The sequence below is a fragment of the Alteromonas sp. CH_MED4-4 genome, assembly GCF_037029575.1.
GTDB lineage: Bacteria > Pseudomonadota > Gammaproteobacteria > Enterobacterales > Alteromonadaceae > Alteromonas > Alteromonas macleodii.
Window position 1 is genome coordinate 251,215 of the sequence record NZ_JAYMEU010000002.1, and the last position, 16,641, is coordinate 267,855.

At 43.5% G+C, this 16,641-nt stretch carries 13 protein-coding genes and 1 other RNA gene; 12 read left to right on the plus strand and 2 right to left on the minus strand.

The annotated features are described in order from the left end of the window. Positions 1-97 precede the first annotated feature (97 nt). The 7 genes from pspA to maiA all read left to right on the plus strand — a co-directional run bounded on the left by pspA (position 98) and on the right by maiA (position 6,551). On the plus strand, positions 98-781 hold the full coding sequence (gene pspA, locus WA381_RS02635; protein WP_014948682.1) for a phage shock protein PspA: 684 nt from the start codon (positions 98-100) through the stop codon (positions 779-781). A 75-nt stretch (positions 782-856) separates the two neighbouring features. Beyond that, positions 857-1,096 carry an envelope stress response membrane protein PspB gene (gene pspB / locus WA381_RS02640; RefSeq protein WP_014948683.1) on the plus strand — a complete coding sequence of 80 codons (240 nt, stop codon included), beginning with the start codon at positions 857-859 and terminating at the stop codon, positions 1,094-1,096. Then, entirely contained in the window at positions 1,093-1,539 is a 447-nt protein-coding gene (pspC, locus tag WA381_RS02645) for an envelope stress response membrane protein PspC (RefSeq protein ID WP_014948684.1), read from the plus strand. Before pspB ends, pspC begins: the two co-directional genes overlap by 4 nt. 203 nt (positions 1,540-1,742) lie before the next feature. Beyond that, positions 1,743-2,543, plus strand: a complete 801-nt coding sequence (gene phhA, locus WA381_RS02650) for a phenylalanine 4-monooxygenase (RefSeq protein ID WP_014948685.1) — start codon at positions 1,743-1,745, stop codon at positions 2,541-2,543. Between the two features lie 215 nt (positions 2,544-2,758). Continuing rightward, the gene (tyrR, locus tag WA381_RS02655; protein WP_014948686.1) at positions 2,759-4,315 is read left to right on the plus strand and encodes a transcriptional regulator TyrR; all 1,557 of its coding nucleotides are present in this window, start codon (positions 2,759-2,761) and stop codon (positions 4,313-4,315) included. Positions 4,316-4,731: 416 nt separating this feature from the next. Further along, complete coding sequence (locus WA381_RS02660; RefSeq protein ID WP_061485077.1) at positions 4,732-5,742, plus strand: fumarylacetoacetate hydrolase family protein; 1,011 nt, start codon at positions 4,732-4,734, stop codon at positions 5,740-5,742. Between the two features lie 155 nt (positions 5,743-5,897). Beyond that, complete coding sequence (gene maiA, locus WA381_RS02665; protein WP_061485079.1) at positions 5,898-6,551, plus strand: maleylacetoacetate isomerase; 654 nt, start codon at positions 5,898-5,900, stop codon at positions 6,549-6,551. 45 nt (positions 6,552-6,596) lie between these two features. On the opposite strand, the gene WA381_RS02670 is transcribed toward maiA, so the two are convergent. Next, complete coding sequence (locus WA381_RS02670; RefSeq protein ID WP_014948689.1) at positions 6,597-7,064, minus strand: Lrp/AsnC family transcriptional regulator; 468 nt, start codon at positions 7,062-7,064, stop codon at positions 6,597-6,599. 308 nt (positions 7,065-7,372) lie between these two features. Here WA381_RS02670 and WA381_RS02675 point away from each other — a divergent pair, with 308 nt between their 5' ends. Both WA381_RS02675 and ffs read left to right on the plus strand, forming a co-directional pair. Further along, complete coding sequence (locus WA381_RS02675; protein ID WP_061485081.1) at positions 7,373-8,431, plus strand: Glu/Leu/Phe/Val dehydrogenase dimerization domain-containing protein; 1,059 nt, start codon at positions 7,373-7,375, stop codon at positions 8,429-8,431. Between the two features lie 86 nt (positions 8,432-8,517). After that, positions 8,518-8,614, plus strand: an RNA gene (gene ffs, locus WA381_RS02680) — signal recognition particle sRNA small type. A gap of 15 nt (positions 8,615-8,629) precedes the next feature. Here ffs and WA381_RS02685 read toward each other — a convergent pair. After that, on the minus strand, positions 8,630-8,911 hold the full coding sequence (locus WA381_RS02685; RefSeq protein ID WP_014948691.1) for a late competence development ComFB family protein: 282 nt from the start codon (positions 8,909-8,911) through the stop codon (positions 8,630-8,632). 236 nt (positions 8,912-9,147) lie between these two features. Between WA381_RS02685 and WA381_RS02690 the strand changes: the two genes are divergently transcribed. From WA381_RS02690 to WA381_RS02700, 3 genes are all read left to right on the plus strand, one after another. After that, positions 9,148-10,236, plus strand: a complete 1,089-nt coding sequence (locus WA381_RS02690; RefSeq protein ID WP_061485082.1) for a tryptophan 2,3-dioxygenase family protein — start codon at positions 9,148-9,150, stop codon at positions 10,234-10,236. Between the two features lie 250 nt (positions 10,237-10,486). Beyond that, complete coding sequence (locus WA381_RS02695; RefSeq protein ID WP_061485084.1) at positions 10,487-13,432, plus strand: TonB-dependent receptor; 2,946 nt, start codon at positions 10,487-10,489, stop codon at positions 13,430-13,432. 322 nt (positions 13,433-13,754) lie between these two features. Next, positions 13,755-16,592 carry a TonB-dependent receptor gene (locus tag WA381_RS02700; RefSeq protein ID WP_061485087.1) on the plus strand — a complete coding sequence of 946 codons (2,838 nt, stop codon included), beginning with the start codon at positions 13,755-13,757 and terminating at the stop codon, positions 16,590-16,592. Positions 16,593-16,641: the final 49 nt, after the last annotated feature.

Here is a 16,641-nt window from a genome sequence, read left to right on the forward strand (position 1 = left end):
TGGCAAGCATATTGAATACAACTAATACCAAGAGTAACCTATTTATCAAGTGTGGTGTTTTTTAAACACTTACCATTTTTAGCAAGAGGTAATTATTATGGGTATCTTCTCGCGTTTTACAGATATTGTGAATTCGAATATTAATGCGCTTTTAGATAAAGCGGAAGATCCTGAGAAAATGGTTAGATTAATCATTCAGGAAATGGAAGACACATTGGTTGAGGTGCGCTCAGCATCAGCAAAGACCTTAGCCAACAAAAAAGAAATTGTTAATCAAATTGCAAAGTATGAAAGCGATGCAAGTGACTGGGAAGCCAAAGCTGAGCTTGCTTTGAGCAAAGACAGAGAAGACTTGGCGCGTGCTGCGCTGCAGGAAAAGAAGAAGTCTGCAGAAGCTGCTGAAGCGTTAAGTAAAGAGCTGGCTATTGTTGATGAGCAAATCAGCAAACTTCAGGATGAAATTGGTCAGCTTCAAGAAAAGCTAGCGGATGCGAAGAGTCGCCAAAAAGCGATTATTATGCGCCAGAAAACTGCAAGCTCTCGTCTTGAAGTGAAAAAGACGCTGGATAGCACTAAAGTAGATAATGCGATGGGACGCTTTGAGCAATATGAGCGTAAAATCGATGACCTTGAGTCGCAGGTTGAAGCTTACGATCTAGGTAAGAAAACGTTACAGGATGAGTTTGCTGAACTAGAGGCCAGTGACAAAGTTGAAGACGAACTTGCTGCGCTTAAAGCGAAAGTAAAAGGTGCAAACACAAGCACCGAAAAATCAGAATAATAAGAATAGGGTGTACCCTCCGGATGTGAAATCGGAAGGAGGGTAATTACATCAGAGTTTGTAGGAGAGATTGAGATGGATGAAGGTACGATTGCAATGTTGGTGATGCCCCTTGTGGTGTTTTCAATATTCGTTGCTCCAATTTGGCTAATATTACACTATCGAAGCAAGAAGCAAGTGAATCAGGGATTGAGTGCAGAAGAGCACGCATCTTTGCAAGACTTAGCCGAGAAAGCCGAGAAAATGAGCGAACGCATTGAGACTCTAGAGGCCATTTTAGACAGCGAGGCACCTGAGTGGAGGAATAGAGCATGAGAAACGGTAAGCAGCTCTATCGCAACCCAGAAAATGCAAGAATTGCAGGCGTGTGCTCGGGTGTAGCTGAATATTTCGGCTTAGAAACTTGGTTAGTAAGGATTTTAGTTGTAACAGGTTTCTTCTTGTTAGCCGGACCTTTCATCTTTGTTGCATACATTGCAGCTTGGTTCATTCTCGATAAAAAACCTGTTGGGTTAAAAAATGCGCCAACGCAACCTGTTTTCTCAAAAGGTAAGGGATGGACAAATCCCAACGGTGGTCAGGTAAAAAGCCCAAAAGTGGAAGTGAAAACGAAAGTTTGGCAGGCGGGCGAGCCACCAAAACAAGCGTTTCACGATATTCGTAATCGTTTTGAAAAAGCAGAAGTTCGACTTCGTAAAATGGAAACTTATGTAACGTCTCGCGAATATCAACTCAATAAAGAAATTAGCCGTCTTTAATTAGCGATGGCGCACCAAGCAAACTTGAATGAAGCCGCTCGTAATGAGCGGCTTTTTGTTATATAAAACAATGCGTTTACTTGGTTTTGTAAAATTCCTGTTACAGCAAAATCGAGTCGCTCGTAAGGGCTTACACTTTTCGACGTCGCGAATTTCATTAGACTGATAGACAAGTTTTTCAACTCTTATTGGTTACAGAAGTTATGCCAAAGTCAACGCAATACCAGTCGAGACAATCTGACGAGAATGGCATTATCCATTGGTCAGACGAAGAGAACCAAATTTGGTCTGAACTCTATGCGAGACAAATTCCGCTGGTGAAAGAAAGAGCGTGCCAAGAATACTTGGACGGGCTTGATTTGTTGAAGTTAAATGAAAAGGAAATTCCTCAGCTACCCGACATCAACAAAGTACTGATGGAGAAAACGGGTTGGCAAACAGCTGAAGTGCCTGCGTTAATTAATTTTGGCGAATTTTTCAGATTACTGGCGAATAAGCAATTTCCTGTTGCCACCTTTATTCGCACCAGAGAAGAATTCGATTATTTGCAGGAGCCGGATATTTTCCATGAAGTTTTCGGTCATTGTCCGCTACTAACGAATCCTGCATTTGCTCATTTTACTCACACTTACGGAAAGTTGGGTCTTGCTGCCAGCAAAGAAGACCGAGTTTATCTCGCTCGTCTTTATTGGTTCACCGTAGAGTTTGGATTGGTTAGAGCCAAAGATGAATTGAAGATATACGGTGGAGGCATCTTATCTTCTCCTGGCGAGACAATATACGCGTTAGACAGCGACACACCTCTGCGTAACCCGCTCACTGCTATTGATGCATTAAGAACACCTTATCGTATCGATATTATGCAGCCTCTTTATTATATCTTACCGGAATTCGACCATCTGTTTGAATTAGCGGAAATGGATATTATGGCACTCGTAGAAGAAGCGAAGTCTTTAGGGCTATTTTCCCCACTTTTCCCACCTAAAGAGAAAAAAGCCAGCTAACACTATTGTTAATTAAATGTGTTTTATATAGGATGCCGCTCACTGAAGCGGCATCTTTTTTATTTGGTATGCGCGGCCTTTTAATTATGCTCTCTGCGCGTTCTTAAATGTGTGATTCATCGCAAATTTAACCATCTGTAACATTTATCTTGTTATCTTTTTGTAAAAGTATGATATTCTGTACATATATGTTTACAAAATAGCTATAACACCCTATGCGTCTAGAAATAAGCTGTCAGGACCGTCTTGGTATCACTCAAGATGTTTTAGATATTCTCGTTACTAAAGAAATAGATTTACGCGGTATTGAAATTGACCCTGCGGGGAAAATTTTCCTTAATTTTCCCAATATCGAATTTGCAGATTTTCAACACCTCATGCCTCAAATTCGTCGCATCGATGGTATCGACGATGTGAAGACGACGCTTTTCATGCCAGGAGAGCGTGAAAAAAATCAGCTTTCCGCTATTTTAAGAACGTTGCCCGACCCTGTGTTTTCTATCGACGCCAAAGGCAATATCTTGCTATGCAATGAAGCGGTATGCGCGGGGCTAGAAATTCCGAGTAGCGAAATAGAAGGCATTGAAATTGGCGAAGTTGTGAAAGGCTTTAACTTTACTAAATGGATGGACGGTAAATCGCCTGGCCCTCAGTCTTCGAAAGTGAAGTTTATTCAACAGGATTACCTAGCCGATATGCTACCTATTACCGTACCTGACGGCGAGCAGAATATGATCATGGCAGGTGCTGTGGTGATATTAAAATCAGAGATGCGACTAGGGCAACAATTTACCGCGTTCCACCAGTCTCCCACTGATAGCTTTGACCGCTTTGTCACTCAATCTCCGTTTATGAAGCGAGTCGTTCATGAAGCCAAGCGAATAGCTGATTTGGATGCACCTATTTTAATTTTTGGTGAAACAGGCACAGGCAAGGAAATGATTGCCAGAGCCTGTCACCAGTCTAGCCGTCGCAGTGAAGGTGCATTTTTAGCTTTAAACTGCGCGTCTTTACCTGACAGCGTGGCAGAAACCGAATTATTCGGTTACGCAGCGGGGGCATTCAATCAGCCTAATGCAAAAGTGGGGCTATTAGAGCAAGCAAAAGGCGGTACGCTTCTTCTCGATGAAATCGCTGATATGTCTTCTCAGCTTCAAGCTAAACTGCTCCGCGTTCTAGAAGACGGCGAATTTAGAAGAGTAGGGGATTCTGAGCCAGTTAAGGTAGACGTGCGATTTATATGCACCACCTGTCGTGATTTAGGTCAGCTTGTAGAAGAAGGACGATTTAGAAAAGAATTGTACTACCGCTTAAACGTACTAAGTTTGGTTATGCCTTCTTTAAAAGACAGAAGGCAGGATATCGTTCCTCTAGCCGAGTCTTTCATCGTTCAACACAGTACCAAGTTAGGTCGCCGTCCTGCGAAACTCAGTAAATCCTGTGTTGATTTTCTGCAGCAGTACCCGTGGCCGGGTAATGTGAGACAGCTACAGAATGCGCTGTATCGCGCGTTATCACTCCTTGACGGTAAGGAGATTACCAAGGAAGACATTCAGCTTCCAAGTTGTGCGCCAAGCGTCACTTATATTGACGAGAACTTTGACGGCACATTAGACGAAGAAGTGAAAAAGTTTGAAAAGGACTTGCTCAAGCGGTTATATCCTTCCTACCCAAGTACCCGTCAATTGGCTAAAAAACTGGGGTTAAGTCATACGGCAATTGCAAATAAATTACGTGAGTACGGTATTAACAAGGCAACGGTAAAGCTTTAATTATATGGGAGCATTGACCTTTGCCATAGGGTGAAGGTTAATGTGACCAAGTATATTTGACGTCGTTTAGCAAAGTAAAAATGGCAAATGGTCTACGCCAATTTTTATATCGTTAATGCGTTTTTGTGCCTCAGAGCAATATCAATTCATCTGTTACGATAAATTTACATCGCCCACGGAGCAAGCGGGCAGCGCTATACCTGCTCAACAGAGGCTTACTAGCGTACATCCTTTCTTACAGCCAAATAAAACTTCGTCAACAGATCACTTCTCAACGCACACCAACTAGTGGCATAACTATAATCATGGAATTGTGTGTGATGCTGCCGCGTAAAAAGATATAGGTCTTTTATTCAGAACGTATTAATAAAAGACAAGAGCGCCAAGCTGATGAATAATTTTTCGAGGAAAGAACAATGAAACTAGCAACCTATAAGAATGAAACCCGAGATGGCTGCCTAATGGTAGTGTCGAAGGACCTTTCTCGAGCATGCAGTGCACAGGACATTGCGAAAACGATGCAAGACGCACTGGATAATTGGAAAGAGATTGCCCCTCAGCTACAGATGAAATACCAAGCGCTAAATGACAATGCGTGTGACAGCGTGCCGTTTGACGCATCTCGCTGTGAGTCGCCTCTGCCTAGAGCTTACCAATGGGCTGATGGAAGTGCTTACGTGAACCATGTGGAATTGGTGCGAAAGGCGCGTAATGCAGAAATGCCGGAAAGCTTTTGGACTGACCCATTGATGTATCAAGGTGGTTCCGATGACTTTATTGGACCCGAGGATGACATCATACTTCCAAGTGATGATTGGGGAATCGATTTTGAAGGTGAAGTCGCTGTTGTTACCGATGATGTTCCTATGGCGTGTACGCCTGAACAAGCTTCAGAGCGCATTCGACTTATTATGTTAGTTAACGACGTGTCACTTAGAGGGTTAATCCCAGGCGAATTGGCGAAGGGGTTTGGCTTCTTCCAATCAAAACCTGCGTCTAGCTTTTCTCCGGTTGCTGTAACACCAGATGAATTAGGTGATGCGTGGAAAGATAGCAAAGTGCACTTGCCTTTGCGTTCAACCTACAATGGTGAACTATTCGGTAAGCCTGAAGCGGGTCAGGACATGACGTTTGATTTTGGTCAGCTAGTCGCGCATGCCGCCAAGAGCAGAAACCTAGGTGCAGGTGCTATCATCGGCTCGGGTACAGTGTCTAATAAACAGGGTACAGATCATGGCTCTGCCATCGCTGAAGGCGGTGTGGGTTATTCATGTATTGCAGAAGTGCGCATGATTGAGACTATTCGAGACGGCAAACCTTCTACTCCTTTCATGCAGTTTGGCGATCGTATTCGCATAGAAATGCTAGATAAAGAAGGCAACTCTGTTTTTGGCGCCATTGAACAGCAAGTTAAGCCGCTTAGCTAAAACTTTAAAATGAAAAGTAGTGTGGGGTAATAACGCGGTTTACTTAGTAGGCACGTTGTTGTTTTCCCCACTATAATTATAAGAGGGAGTAGAGCGTTTAGATTCATCAAAGCCCTGTACTCCTACCAAAAACGTTTAATAGGTGTGGTAGTACCATGAGTATAAAACTTTACGGCTATTGGCGTTCGACCGCCTCTTACCGCGTGCGGATTGCGCTGAATTTGAAAGGGGTTGAGTACGAGTATGTACCTGTCCATCTTGTAAACAACGGTGGCGAGCAGCACAGTAGCGAATATACGCGTCTCAATCCTGCGCACCTTGTCCCTACTTTGGTTGACGAAGACGAAGATATTATTCTGAATCAATCGCTATCAATCATCGAATATCTTGATGAACGGTATGAAGGCGAACACCAGCTGGTTCCTGAACATCGAACAGAGAGAGCCAGGGTCAGAGCGCTAGCACAAGATATCGCGTGTGATATTCAGCCTTTGGGTAATCTACGTGTACTGAATGCGCTAAAAGGGGATTTTGAGGCGTCACAAGATGATGTGGCGAAGTGGGCATCCCACTGGATAACGCTGGGGTTCGACGGCATTGAAAAGCGTCTTCAGACCCAAGCTGGAAAGTTCTGCTTTGATTTCGATGTTACGCTGGCTGATATTTGCTTAGTACCCCAAGTGTATAATGCGCAACGTTTTAACGTCGATATGAGTCGCTACCCTTTAATTAGTAAGATAGCGAAGAATTGTAACGAGTTAGATGCTTTTGAGCGGGCTAAGCCCGAAAATCAAATAGACGCCACTTAGACTGACGGGGGAGAGTAGAAATGTACTCTGACCCCATTTTTTGAGTTATTGGCGTTTAATCGGTAGCTCGGTGGTGTTTTTCACCTGCTTTAAGGCGAAGGTTGAGCTTAAATGATCGACAAGAGGCAGGTGAGTTAATTTCGTTTTAAGTAAGAATTCGTACTCTTCAATACTTTCCACTATCACTTTTAGTAAGTAATCTTTTTCACCGCTGGTGGTATGACACTCCACGATTTCATCGATGTTTTGTACGGCATTTTCAAAATCGGTTAGCGAGTCACCGTCATGGTTTTTCAACGTGACATAGATAAAGACCGACACACCTAAATTCAGTTTTTTGCTGTTTAGCAATGTGACTTTACCAAGAATGATGCCGTCGGCTTCCATTCGTTTGACACGTCTCCAGCACGGAGTATGCGACAATCCTACACGTTGGCTTAAATCTGCCATCGACACCGTGGCGTCTTGCTGAAGTACGCGCAAAATCTCACGGTCAAATTTATCCAATTTCATTAACACTGTTTCCGTCGTTTTTATGATGTTTATTATATATCAAAAAAAATTCTAGGATAGCTGTCCTAGAAAAATTGTAATCAATTCTATTGCGTTTCAGTTTGTAAATTTCATTAACAAACTTTGCAAGGCCTGTCCTCAAAACAATCGGATACACTTGGCAAAATGTTGCTGATCTTTGCGAGGCCGATAAGTGTACCGCAAATCATCTTCAGACTCTCACATCATCCCAAATGAGCGGCGTTTCGTTTTCGTGACAGCTAGACCTTGGGTAGGCTTTAATTCATCACAGTATTAATAGGGAAAATATGTCAGTTTTTGATCACCCGGAGTTCAATAATCACGAACACGTTGCGTTTTATCATGACGAGAAGGCGGGCTTGAGCGCCATTATTGCTGTACACAATACCAATCTGGGGCCAGCACTTGGCGGTTGTCGCATGTGGCCCTACGTAAATAGTGGTGAGGCATTGACCGATGTGTTGAGACTGTCAAAGGGGATGACGTATAAAGCAGCCATGGCTAACTTGGAGCTTGGCGGCGGTAAATCTGTGATCATCGGCGACCCTCGTAAGGCTAAATCGCCAGAAATGATGAAGGCAATGGGCAAGTTTGTTGAATCATTGGGCGGCAAGTATTTCACTGCTGAAGACTCTGGTATTTCAGTAACGGACTTGCAAACCATGGCAACCGAGTCGGATTACATCGCTGGTGTTAATGCTAAATACCACTATGCGGGCGAAGTACCTGACGGAAACCCGGCTCCGTCTACAGCGTACGGTGTGTTTGTGGGTTTAAAGGCGACGGTAGAGTACGGCTTGAGGCGCAGCCTTGATGGCGTCAGTGTTGCTATACAAGGTATGGGGCACGTTGGCTACCGTCTTGCAAAGCACTTGCATGAGCACGGTGCCAAGCTTTATGTTGCGGACATCTATCCTGAAGGTGTTGAAAAAGCAGTATCTGAATTTGGTGCGACAGCTGTAGCGCCGGAAGAAATACTGAGCCTAGATGTGGATGTGTTAGCGCCATGTGCGTTGGGTGCAGCCATTAACGATTTGTCATTGCCTGAAATCAAAGCCAAAGTAATTGCAGGCGCTGCAAATAACCAGCTTGCACGTGAAGATATTGGTGAATTGCTTCAACAGCGCGGCATTCTGTATGCGCCAGATTACGTGATCAACGCGGGTGGCGTTATCGACATCTTCCATCAGCGTATGGAATCGAGTTCTAATGAAGCGCTTCGCGCACATATTGAGCAAATCGGCGAAACTCTAAAAGAAATTTATACCCGTGCAGAGCAAGAAGGGGCGGCGACAAACCGCGTTGCCAACCTTATTGCCGAAGAGAGATTTTCTTTAAAGGGTTGAAAACTCTCAACCAAATAGTCATAATGCGCCCCGCACTCAGGCAGGGGCGAATGACTTTGCTTTGAATGCGATTTTCTATGGTGGGCTTTTGGTCCTCCCGCAATGATACTCTGTGAACCCGGTCAGGCCTGGAAGGGAGCAGCCGCAGCAGACGACTCATGTGCCGGGATGTGGCTGGAGGCCCGCCACCCAAATTCCTTATTCGTCTTCTTTTTTAGTCTTTTCTATTTCATCTAAGTACTTGAGTGCTTTACTAATAGCATGCTCAACATTCATTTCCATTTGATTTCGTTCGCTCTGAGGCAGGTAAAACGCCATGTCTACTTCGTAGCGGATATAACGTGGTGGAACCTGATTTAAGGCAAGACAGCACAAGTCTGCTAAGTAATCAGGACTTTTCGTGGTATCGAGCCCCAGCTTACTGATTCTTTCTAAAACCAGGTGTTCATAATAGTTATGGATGTCGTCATCTAGTTTCATATTAATTCCCCTTATAATTGTTGTTAGCGCCCTGCGTAAAAGTGCTGTGGTATGCAAATATGTTGTGCGGAAAATACAGCACTTGTCCAACTAATTGGACACATTTTTATACAAGCTAAATGGCACAACACGAACCTTGGCTATATATCCTTATAATGTATAGCTTGTATTCTGTGGATGTCGAGTCGACGGTGATAGAATTACGAAGTTAAACAAAGCAATAAGGCAAGAACGACATGAAAAAAAATATAGAGCCCTGCTACTACGGCGATTACCTACAGCTTGATAAGATTTTGGGGGCGCAGGACTTACAGAGTGAGAAGTACGGTGACGCGGCGCACGAAGAAATGCTGTTCATTATTGTTCACCAAGTTTATGAGCTTTGGTTTAAGCAGGTTCTTCATGAATTAAATGCAGTAATTGATACGTTTAATCAAGAAACGGTTAAAGATCAGCAGCTAACACTAGTGGTGCATCGCTTACAGCGAGTCATACAAATTCAAAAGTTAATGAACGATCAAATTACTATCATGGAAACCATGACGCCACAGCAGTTTTTGTCGTTTAGGGACTACCTGGTGCCCGCGTCGGGCTTCCAAAGTATACAGTTCAAGCGTTTAGAAATATCACTAGGCCTAAAGCGTGATTTCAGAATCGACTTTGATAAGCAAAGCTTCTACAACCGTCTGACTGATAAAGATAGAGCGTTATTGGAAACCCTTGAAAACAAACCTAGTTTGTTTGAGCTGGTCGACAAATGGCTTTCAAGAATGCCGCTTCTAAAAACGGAAGGTTTCGATTTTTGGCAATATTATAAAGATGCGGCAGACGAAATGTTGAAAGACGACCATCATACAATTTCAACCAGTGACATGCTATCTGATACAGAGCGGCGACAAGAGCTAAAAGACTTACAAGCAACGATGGAGAACTTTGATGCGTTGTTTGATGATACGCAGTTTGAAAAGTTAAGAGGCGAGGGCAAGTTCCGCTTGAGTCATAAAGCATTGCTTTCTGCATTATTTATAAAACAGTACTCTGAAGAGCCTATCTTTAATCTGCCGTTCCAGCTTATTACCGCACTCACAGAGATAGACGAGCAACTCACTATATGGCGCTATCGTCACGCAATGATGGTTCAGCGCATGCTGGGCACTAAAATTGGCACTGGTGGATCGTCAGGACATCATTACCTCAAGAAAACCACTGAGTCTAATCGTATCTATTTAGACTTTTTTAACATGGCAACCTTCTTACTTCCCAAAAGTGCATTGCCAGAATTGCCTGAAACTGTAAGAAGACGACTGGGGTTTTATTTGCAGTAGTTCTTTACATTCATAAGATTTAATACAAATTAACAATTTAGCTTAACTTGAGGTAGGTTCAAATGCTCATCGCTCAAAATCATTAGTTTGTCGCAAGTGGTGCATAAATTTGTTGATTATTTCGCTCTGGCTGGTCAATTATTCTTTAGGATAATTTTTATTATCCTTAATAATAACAAGGGTTTAGGTTGGCTTAATTGATATTTAATAAAAGCTTAATACTAAATTACACTAACCAGGGAATACGTAAATGTATCAAATTAAACGAAGTGCAGTAGCATTGGCAGTTGCTCTATCGATTGGGGCAACCGCCCCCGCCTTAGCAAACAACACCAATGGTTCAATTCAGGGAACCTCAGTTCAAGTAAATGGCAACAGTCTTTCAAACGTTACTATTACTATCGAAAATCTAGACACGGGCTTAACGCGTTCTGTTCAAAGTGACGAATCAGGGAATTTCCGTTTCCCATTACTCCCAGCAGGTAATTATAAAGTAACCGCAGAAAAGAATGGGTTTCGCACTACCATTCAAGAATCTGTAAAAGTAGGCATTAGCGGCAAAACAAACTTAGACATGCGTCTTGCTAGTGATGACGTTGAGCGTATTGAAGTAACCGGTACCACCATCGCCATGGTCGACGTGACAAGTTCAAGTACTGGTATCGTAGTAGACAGCGTCACTCTTGATCGAGTACCGGTTCCTCGTAACTTGACTTCTGTAGCATTATTAGCGCCAGGTACAACGCAAGGTGATTCGGCATTTGGTGATTTGCCTTCTATTGGTGGCGCATCGGTTGGGGAAAATGGATATTACATTAATGGGTTAAATATCACTAACTTCCGAACTGGTGTGGGCTCGAGTGAGCCACCGTTTGATATGTACGAAACATTTGAAGTAAAAACAGGTGGATATTCAGCTGAGTTTGGACGTGTAACTGGTGGTGTAATCAACGCTAAAACCAAAAGCGGTACTAACGAATTTAAAGCTGGCGCTAACTTTTACTGGGAGCCCGACGCACTTCGAGAACAGCGTGACTCCTCCCGTAATAACGTCAATGGACTTTACCGAATTGATAACACTCAGGATGAAGTTGATGAGTGGGATGTCAACGTATGGGCGAGCGGTGCTTTGATTGAAGATAAGCTGTTTTTCTACGCACTGTTCAATCCTCGCTCGGCAGAAAATAATTATGCGGGTGAACAAACAAGCACCGCTGAAGGTGTGTTACAGAATGGTTATTTCGAGAAAGATGATGACGCATTCTGGGTAGCAAAACTTGATTGGTACGTTACAGAAAACAATATTCTAGAAATCACCGCTTTCTCGGATGAACGTTCAACGAAAATCACAACCTATGACTCAGTTGATGGCGGGAATTATACCGATGGCCGTGTAGGCTATGAAGATGAAGGTGGTTTAAACTATACAGCAAAATGGACAAGTATCATAAATGACGATTTTTCAATTTCTGCTCAATATGGGATAAACAAGCAAGATAGAACAGTGCGAAGCGAATTGGATGGCAATCCTGTTGTTTACTACCGCTATGACAGCACTGCAGCGTTCGTTCCGACTAATACATGGGCTAACTTCACTGCTGAACAAGGTGATGACGAGCGTGAAGTTATTCGATTGGATGCAGACTGGTATGCGGGCGATCACTCAGTACGGTTTGGAGTTGACTATGAGAAGCTTACCTCAAATAGCAGCACTATCAATTCAGGCGGTGCTTACTATTTGTATTACGTTGACGATAGTGACCCATCGAACGAAGAAATCTACCAAGTACGTCACCGCAACTATAACGTCGGTGGTCAGTTTGATTCTGAAAACTTTGCCTTTTACATTCAAGATCAATGGCAGGTTACAGATACGCTCGTGATTAACGCAGGTCTTCGTAACGATACATTTGAAAATTTCAACGCCGATGGTGATTCTTTTGCCAAATTAGACAATCAGTGGGCCCTTCGTTTAGGTGCTGTTTGGGATGTGTTTGGTGATGGTGAGACGAAAGCATGGGCAAGCTATGGTAGATACTACTTGCCTATTGCAGCAAACACGAATATTCGTTTGGCTGGAGCGGAAACTTATACTCAAGAGTACTACGAGTTTGACGGCTTTGCCGATGAAGCTCTTGGTATTCCAAACCTCACTGGTGCTAAAACGCAACCTGATGACGTGTTTGCAGACGGTACTGCAAAATCTCCAGATGAAATCGTAGATCAAAACTTGGACTCAATGTACTCGGATGAATTCATCGCCGGTTATCAATTCCAGTTGAATGATGAGTGGAGCATGTCAATTCAAGGTACATATCGAGAGCTTTCGACCACTATAGAAGATATGGCAATTGATGCGGCGGTTATTGAGTGGGCTGCAGCGAATGGCTACGGCGACGTATCTGATATCTGGGATGGGTTCCACCAGTATGTACTTACAAACCCTAATTCTGATATGCGTATTGGTACTACCGAGTTGCCGGGTGCTGAAGGTGAGTTAGTTTACATGGACCTATCAGCGGAAGATTTGGGCTACCCTGATTCAATTCGTAAATATGCAGCGGTAGATTTTATGTGGCAACGAGCATGGGACGGAGTATGGATGCTGAACGCAGCGTATACGTGGTCACATAGCTGGGGTAACAACGAAGGCTATGTACGCTCAGATAACGGTCAGGATGACGCAGGTTTAACAACCTTATTTGACCAACCTGGCCTGCTTGATAATGCTTATGGTGACTTACCGAATGACAGACGTCATCAAGTTAAACTTTACGGTGCTTATGCCGTAACTGAAGACTTAACGCTTGGAGCAAACTTACAGTTTTGGACTGGTCGTCCTATAAACGCATTTGGCTATCATCCTACAGATCTTTTTGCTCAAGCTTATGATTCAGAGTCGTTTTTTGCCGGTGGTGAGCCAGCGCCTCGTGGTTCGCGTGGCCGCACGAGCAGCTATTACTCAATCGACGTTTCTGCGTCATACAATATAGATATTGGCGAAGATCAAACATTGGTAGTTCGAGCTGATATTTTCAATTTGCTTAACAACGACCGTGTAACAGAAGTTAATGAAATATATGACGATGAGAGCTCGGCTGACCCAACAAATCCTGATGTAAACCCAAATTATGGTCTACCGACCGCATGGCAAACACCTAGATATGTTCGTTTCAGCGTAAATTACTCGTTTTAAATAGTGTCATAACTAAAAATAAGAACAGGCGCGGGTATACTTAAGGTGTAAACCGTGCCTTTTTTATTGGTTAGTTTAAAAAGCATACTGGCAGGTTGTTTTTTGTGCTCAAAATGTTAAATGTAAGTTAATATTTACGAAACGAGGTAAAAATAGAAAAAAAAATTGAACTTTTGTGAAACACCCGTCTGATCCCAGTTGACCCTTCGCACAGGATGTGGTTATTATCAAAGTGAGGCTTTGACCTTACTAATAATAATTCGTTATATAAACGATTTAAGAAACACACACTAAGAGTTTTAGTGGTCCAGGGAGACAATACATGTTTACAAACTCTAAGCTGGCTAAATCAGTGAAGTTAGCGTGCGCATTCGGTGCTGCATCATCTATCGGCTTCACTGGTGCAGTTAACGCACAGGAAACCGAACAAGCAGCGGAAGCAGTAGAAAAAATCGAAGTAACAGGTTCACGTATCCGTCGTACAGACATCGAAGGTGCAAACCCAGTTACAGTAATGTCTCGAATCGACATTGAGCGATTTGGTGTAACGTCTATCGGTGACGTTCTTCAGGCTATCCCTTCTGCAGGTTCTGCTATTAACACCAACAACAACAACGGTGGTAATGGTACAACTACAATCAACATTCGTGGTATCGGTTCAAACCGTACTCTTGTTCTAGTTAACGGTAAACGCTGGGCTCCAGGTCTTGGCGGTTCAGTTGACCTTAACAACATCCCAGCAGCAATTATCGAGCGTATCGAAGTACTTAAAGATGGTGCGTCTGCTGTATATGGCTCTGACGCGATAGCTGGTGTTGTAAACATCATCACTCGTCAAGATTTTGAAGGCGTTCACGCGTCTGGTTACATGGGTCAATACGATGAAGGCGACGGTAACAAAGAACAGTGGGATATCGGTTTCGGTACTTCAAACGATAAAGGCAACGTTTACTTCAACATTTCTTATGTAGAAGAAGAGCCAACATTCGCGGGTGACCGTGAAATCTCAGCAGTGCCTGTATTCGGCGCACCTACTGGTTACGGTGGTTCATCAGGTACACCTAACGGCCGCTTCTGGTATTTCGATGACGAAGGTACTTCTTTTAACGTTCAAAACGATGGCAACGGTGGTCTAATCCCATGGACTGGAAGCAGCGCTTTCAACTTCGCACCACTTAACTACCTTTCAACGCCTCAAGAACGTACCAATATTTATTCTCAGGGTCGTTATGAGCTGACCGATAACGTTACTGTAAATGTTACAGGTTTCTACGGTAACCGTCGTTCGTCTCAGCTTCTAGCGCCAACACCTTTATTCGTAGGTAACGCTGCAGGTACTACTGGTATCACTATCGCGGCTAACAACCCTTATAACCCAACGGGCTTAGACCTGACTGACGCAGCTGGTTTCGGTGAGCCTAACAGTCTTTTCTTCGCCGGTCGTCGTATGCTTGAAGCTGGCTATCGTCAGTTCGCTCAAAACGTAGACCAATTCCAGTTTAACGGTGGTTTTGAAGGGGTTATCGAACTAGGCGATAAGGAGTTCTTCTGGGACGCTACTTATACGTACGCAGATATCACGCAAAATACGTTGACTGACGGTTTGCTAAACATGGACCGTGTTGCATTGGCGTTAGGCGATGTTGACGCTTGTAACAATTCTGATGATGGATGTGTACCTCTGAATTTCTTTGGTGGCGCGACTGCAATTGGGGAAGGTACAATCACGCAAGAACAGCTTGATTACATTCAATTTACTGCACAAGATGCATTGAATTCTTCTCTTGAAAGCTACACTGCTAACCTTTCTGGCGAAATCATGGAGCTTCCAGCAGGTTACCTTGCTTTTGCTACAGGTTATGAAAAGCGCTGGCAATCTGGTTACGATCAGCCGGACGCGCTAATCGCAGCCGGGATTACTTCTGGTAACTCTCGTCAACCAACTTCAGGTTCATTTAGTGTCGAAGAATTCTATCTAGAGCTTGCTGTTCCTCTACTTTCAGATATGCCTGGCGTTGAGCAACTAGACCTTGAACTAGCGACTCGATACTCTGACTACAGCAACTTTGGTGATACAACAAACTCTAAAGTTGGTCTTAAGTGGCGTGTAAACGAAGACTTAATCGTTCGCGGTACATGGTCTGAGGCGTTCCGTGCTCCTTCTCTATCAGAGCTATTCTTGGGTAACAGCGATAGCTTCGTTACACTTCAAGACCCTTGTAACGGTGGTGAAGCAGGAAACCCAAGCGCACCAGGTTGTGCGGGTATCCCGTCAGCTTACGAGCAGCCTAACCCTCAAATCAGAACAACCGTTGGTGGTAACGCTGATCTTCAGCCTGAAGAAGCAGAGAGCTTCACATATGGTTTCGTATACTCTCCAGCACAAGTTGAAGGCTTATCAATCACGTTTGACGTATTTGATATCGAAGTTGACAACGCAGTATCAACTGTTGGTGCGCAAAGTATCCTAAATGCGTGTGCTGAGACTGGTACGCAATTCTGTTCACTAATCGAACGTAACTCAGGTGGTGTTGTAACTGAGCTATTTAACGGTCTTGTGAACCTTGGTGGTCAAACAACATCTGGTTTCGATTATAACGTTGCTTATAACTTCGAAACTGAATTTGGTGATTTCCGTCTTAACTGGGATGGTACTTACGTAGATGAGCGCACTACTATTATCGTTGACCCTGTAAGTGGCGAGTCAATTACAGAGAATGACGCAGGTCGCGCTTTTGACCGTGACGTAATTCCACGTCTTCGTACCAACCTGTCTGTTACTTGGGCATACGAAGATTGGACTGCAAACTACCTAGTACGCTTCATCGGCCACACCACAGAAGCTTGTTCGTTCGATGACGATACGGATGAGAATGGTAACTACCTAGAAGATACGCTATGTAGTGATCCAGGTGAGACTACATTTGATGATGACGGTAACCTAGTTAAAGATAGCTTTAACGAGCTAGAAGATATGGCTTACCATGATGTGTCTGTTGGTTATGCAGTTACTGATAACCTTCGTCTAACGCTTGGTGTTAATAATCTTTGGGATACTGACCCAGAAATTTCTTACACTACTTTTGCGAATAGCTTCGACCCATCAATGTATGAAATCCCTGGAAGATTCTTCTACGGTCGTGTAAATCTTGAATTCTAATTCAATGATTGCATAAGATTTTCAAAAATTTAAAGGCCTCGTAAGAGGC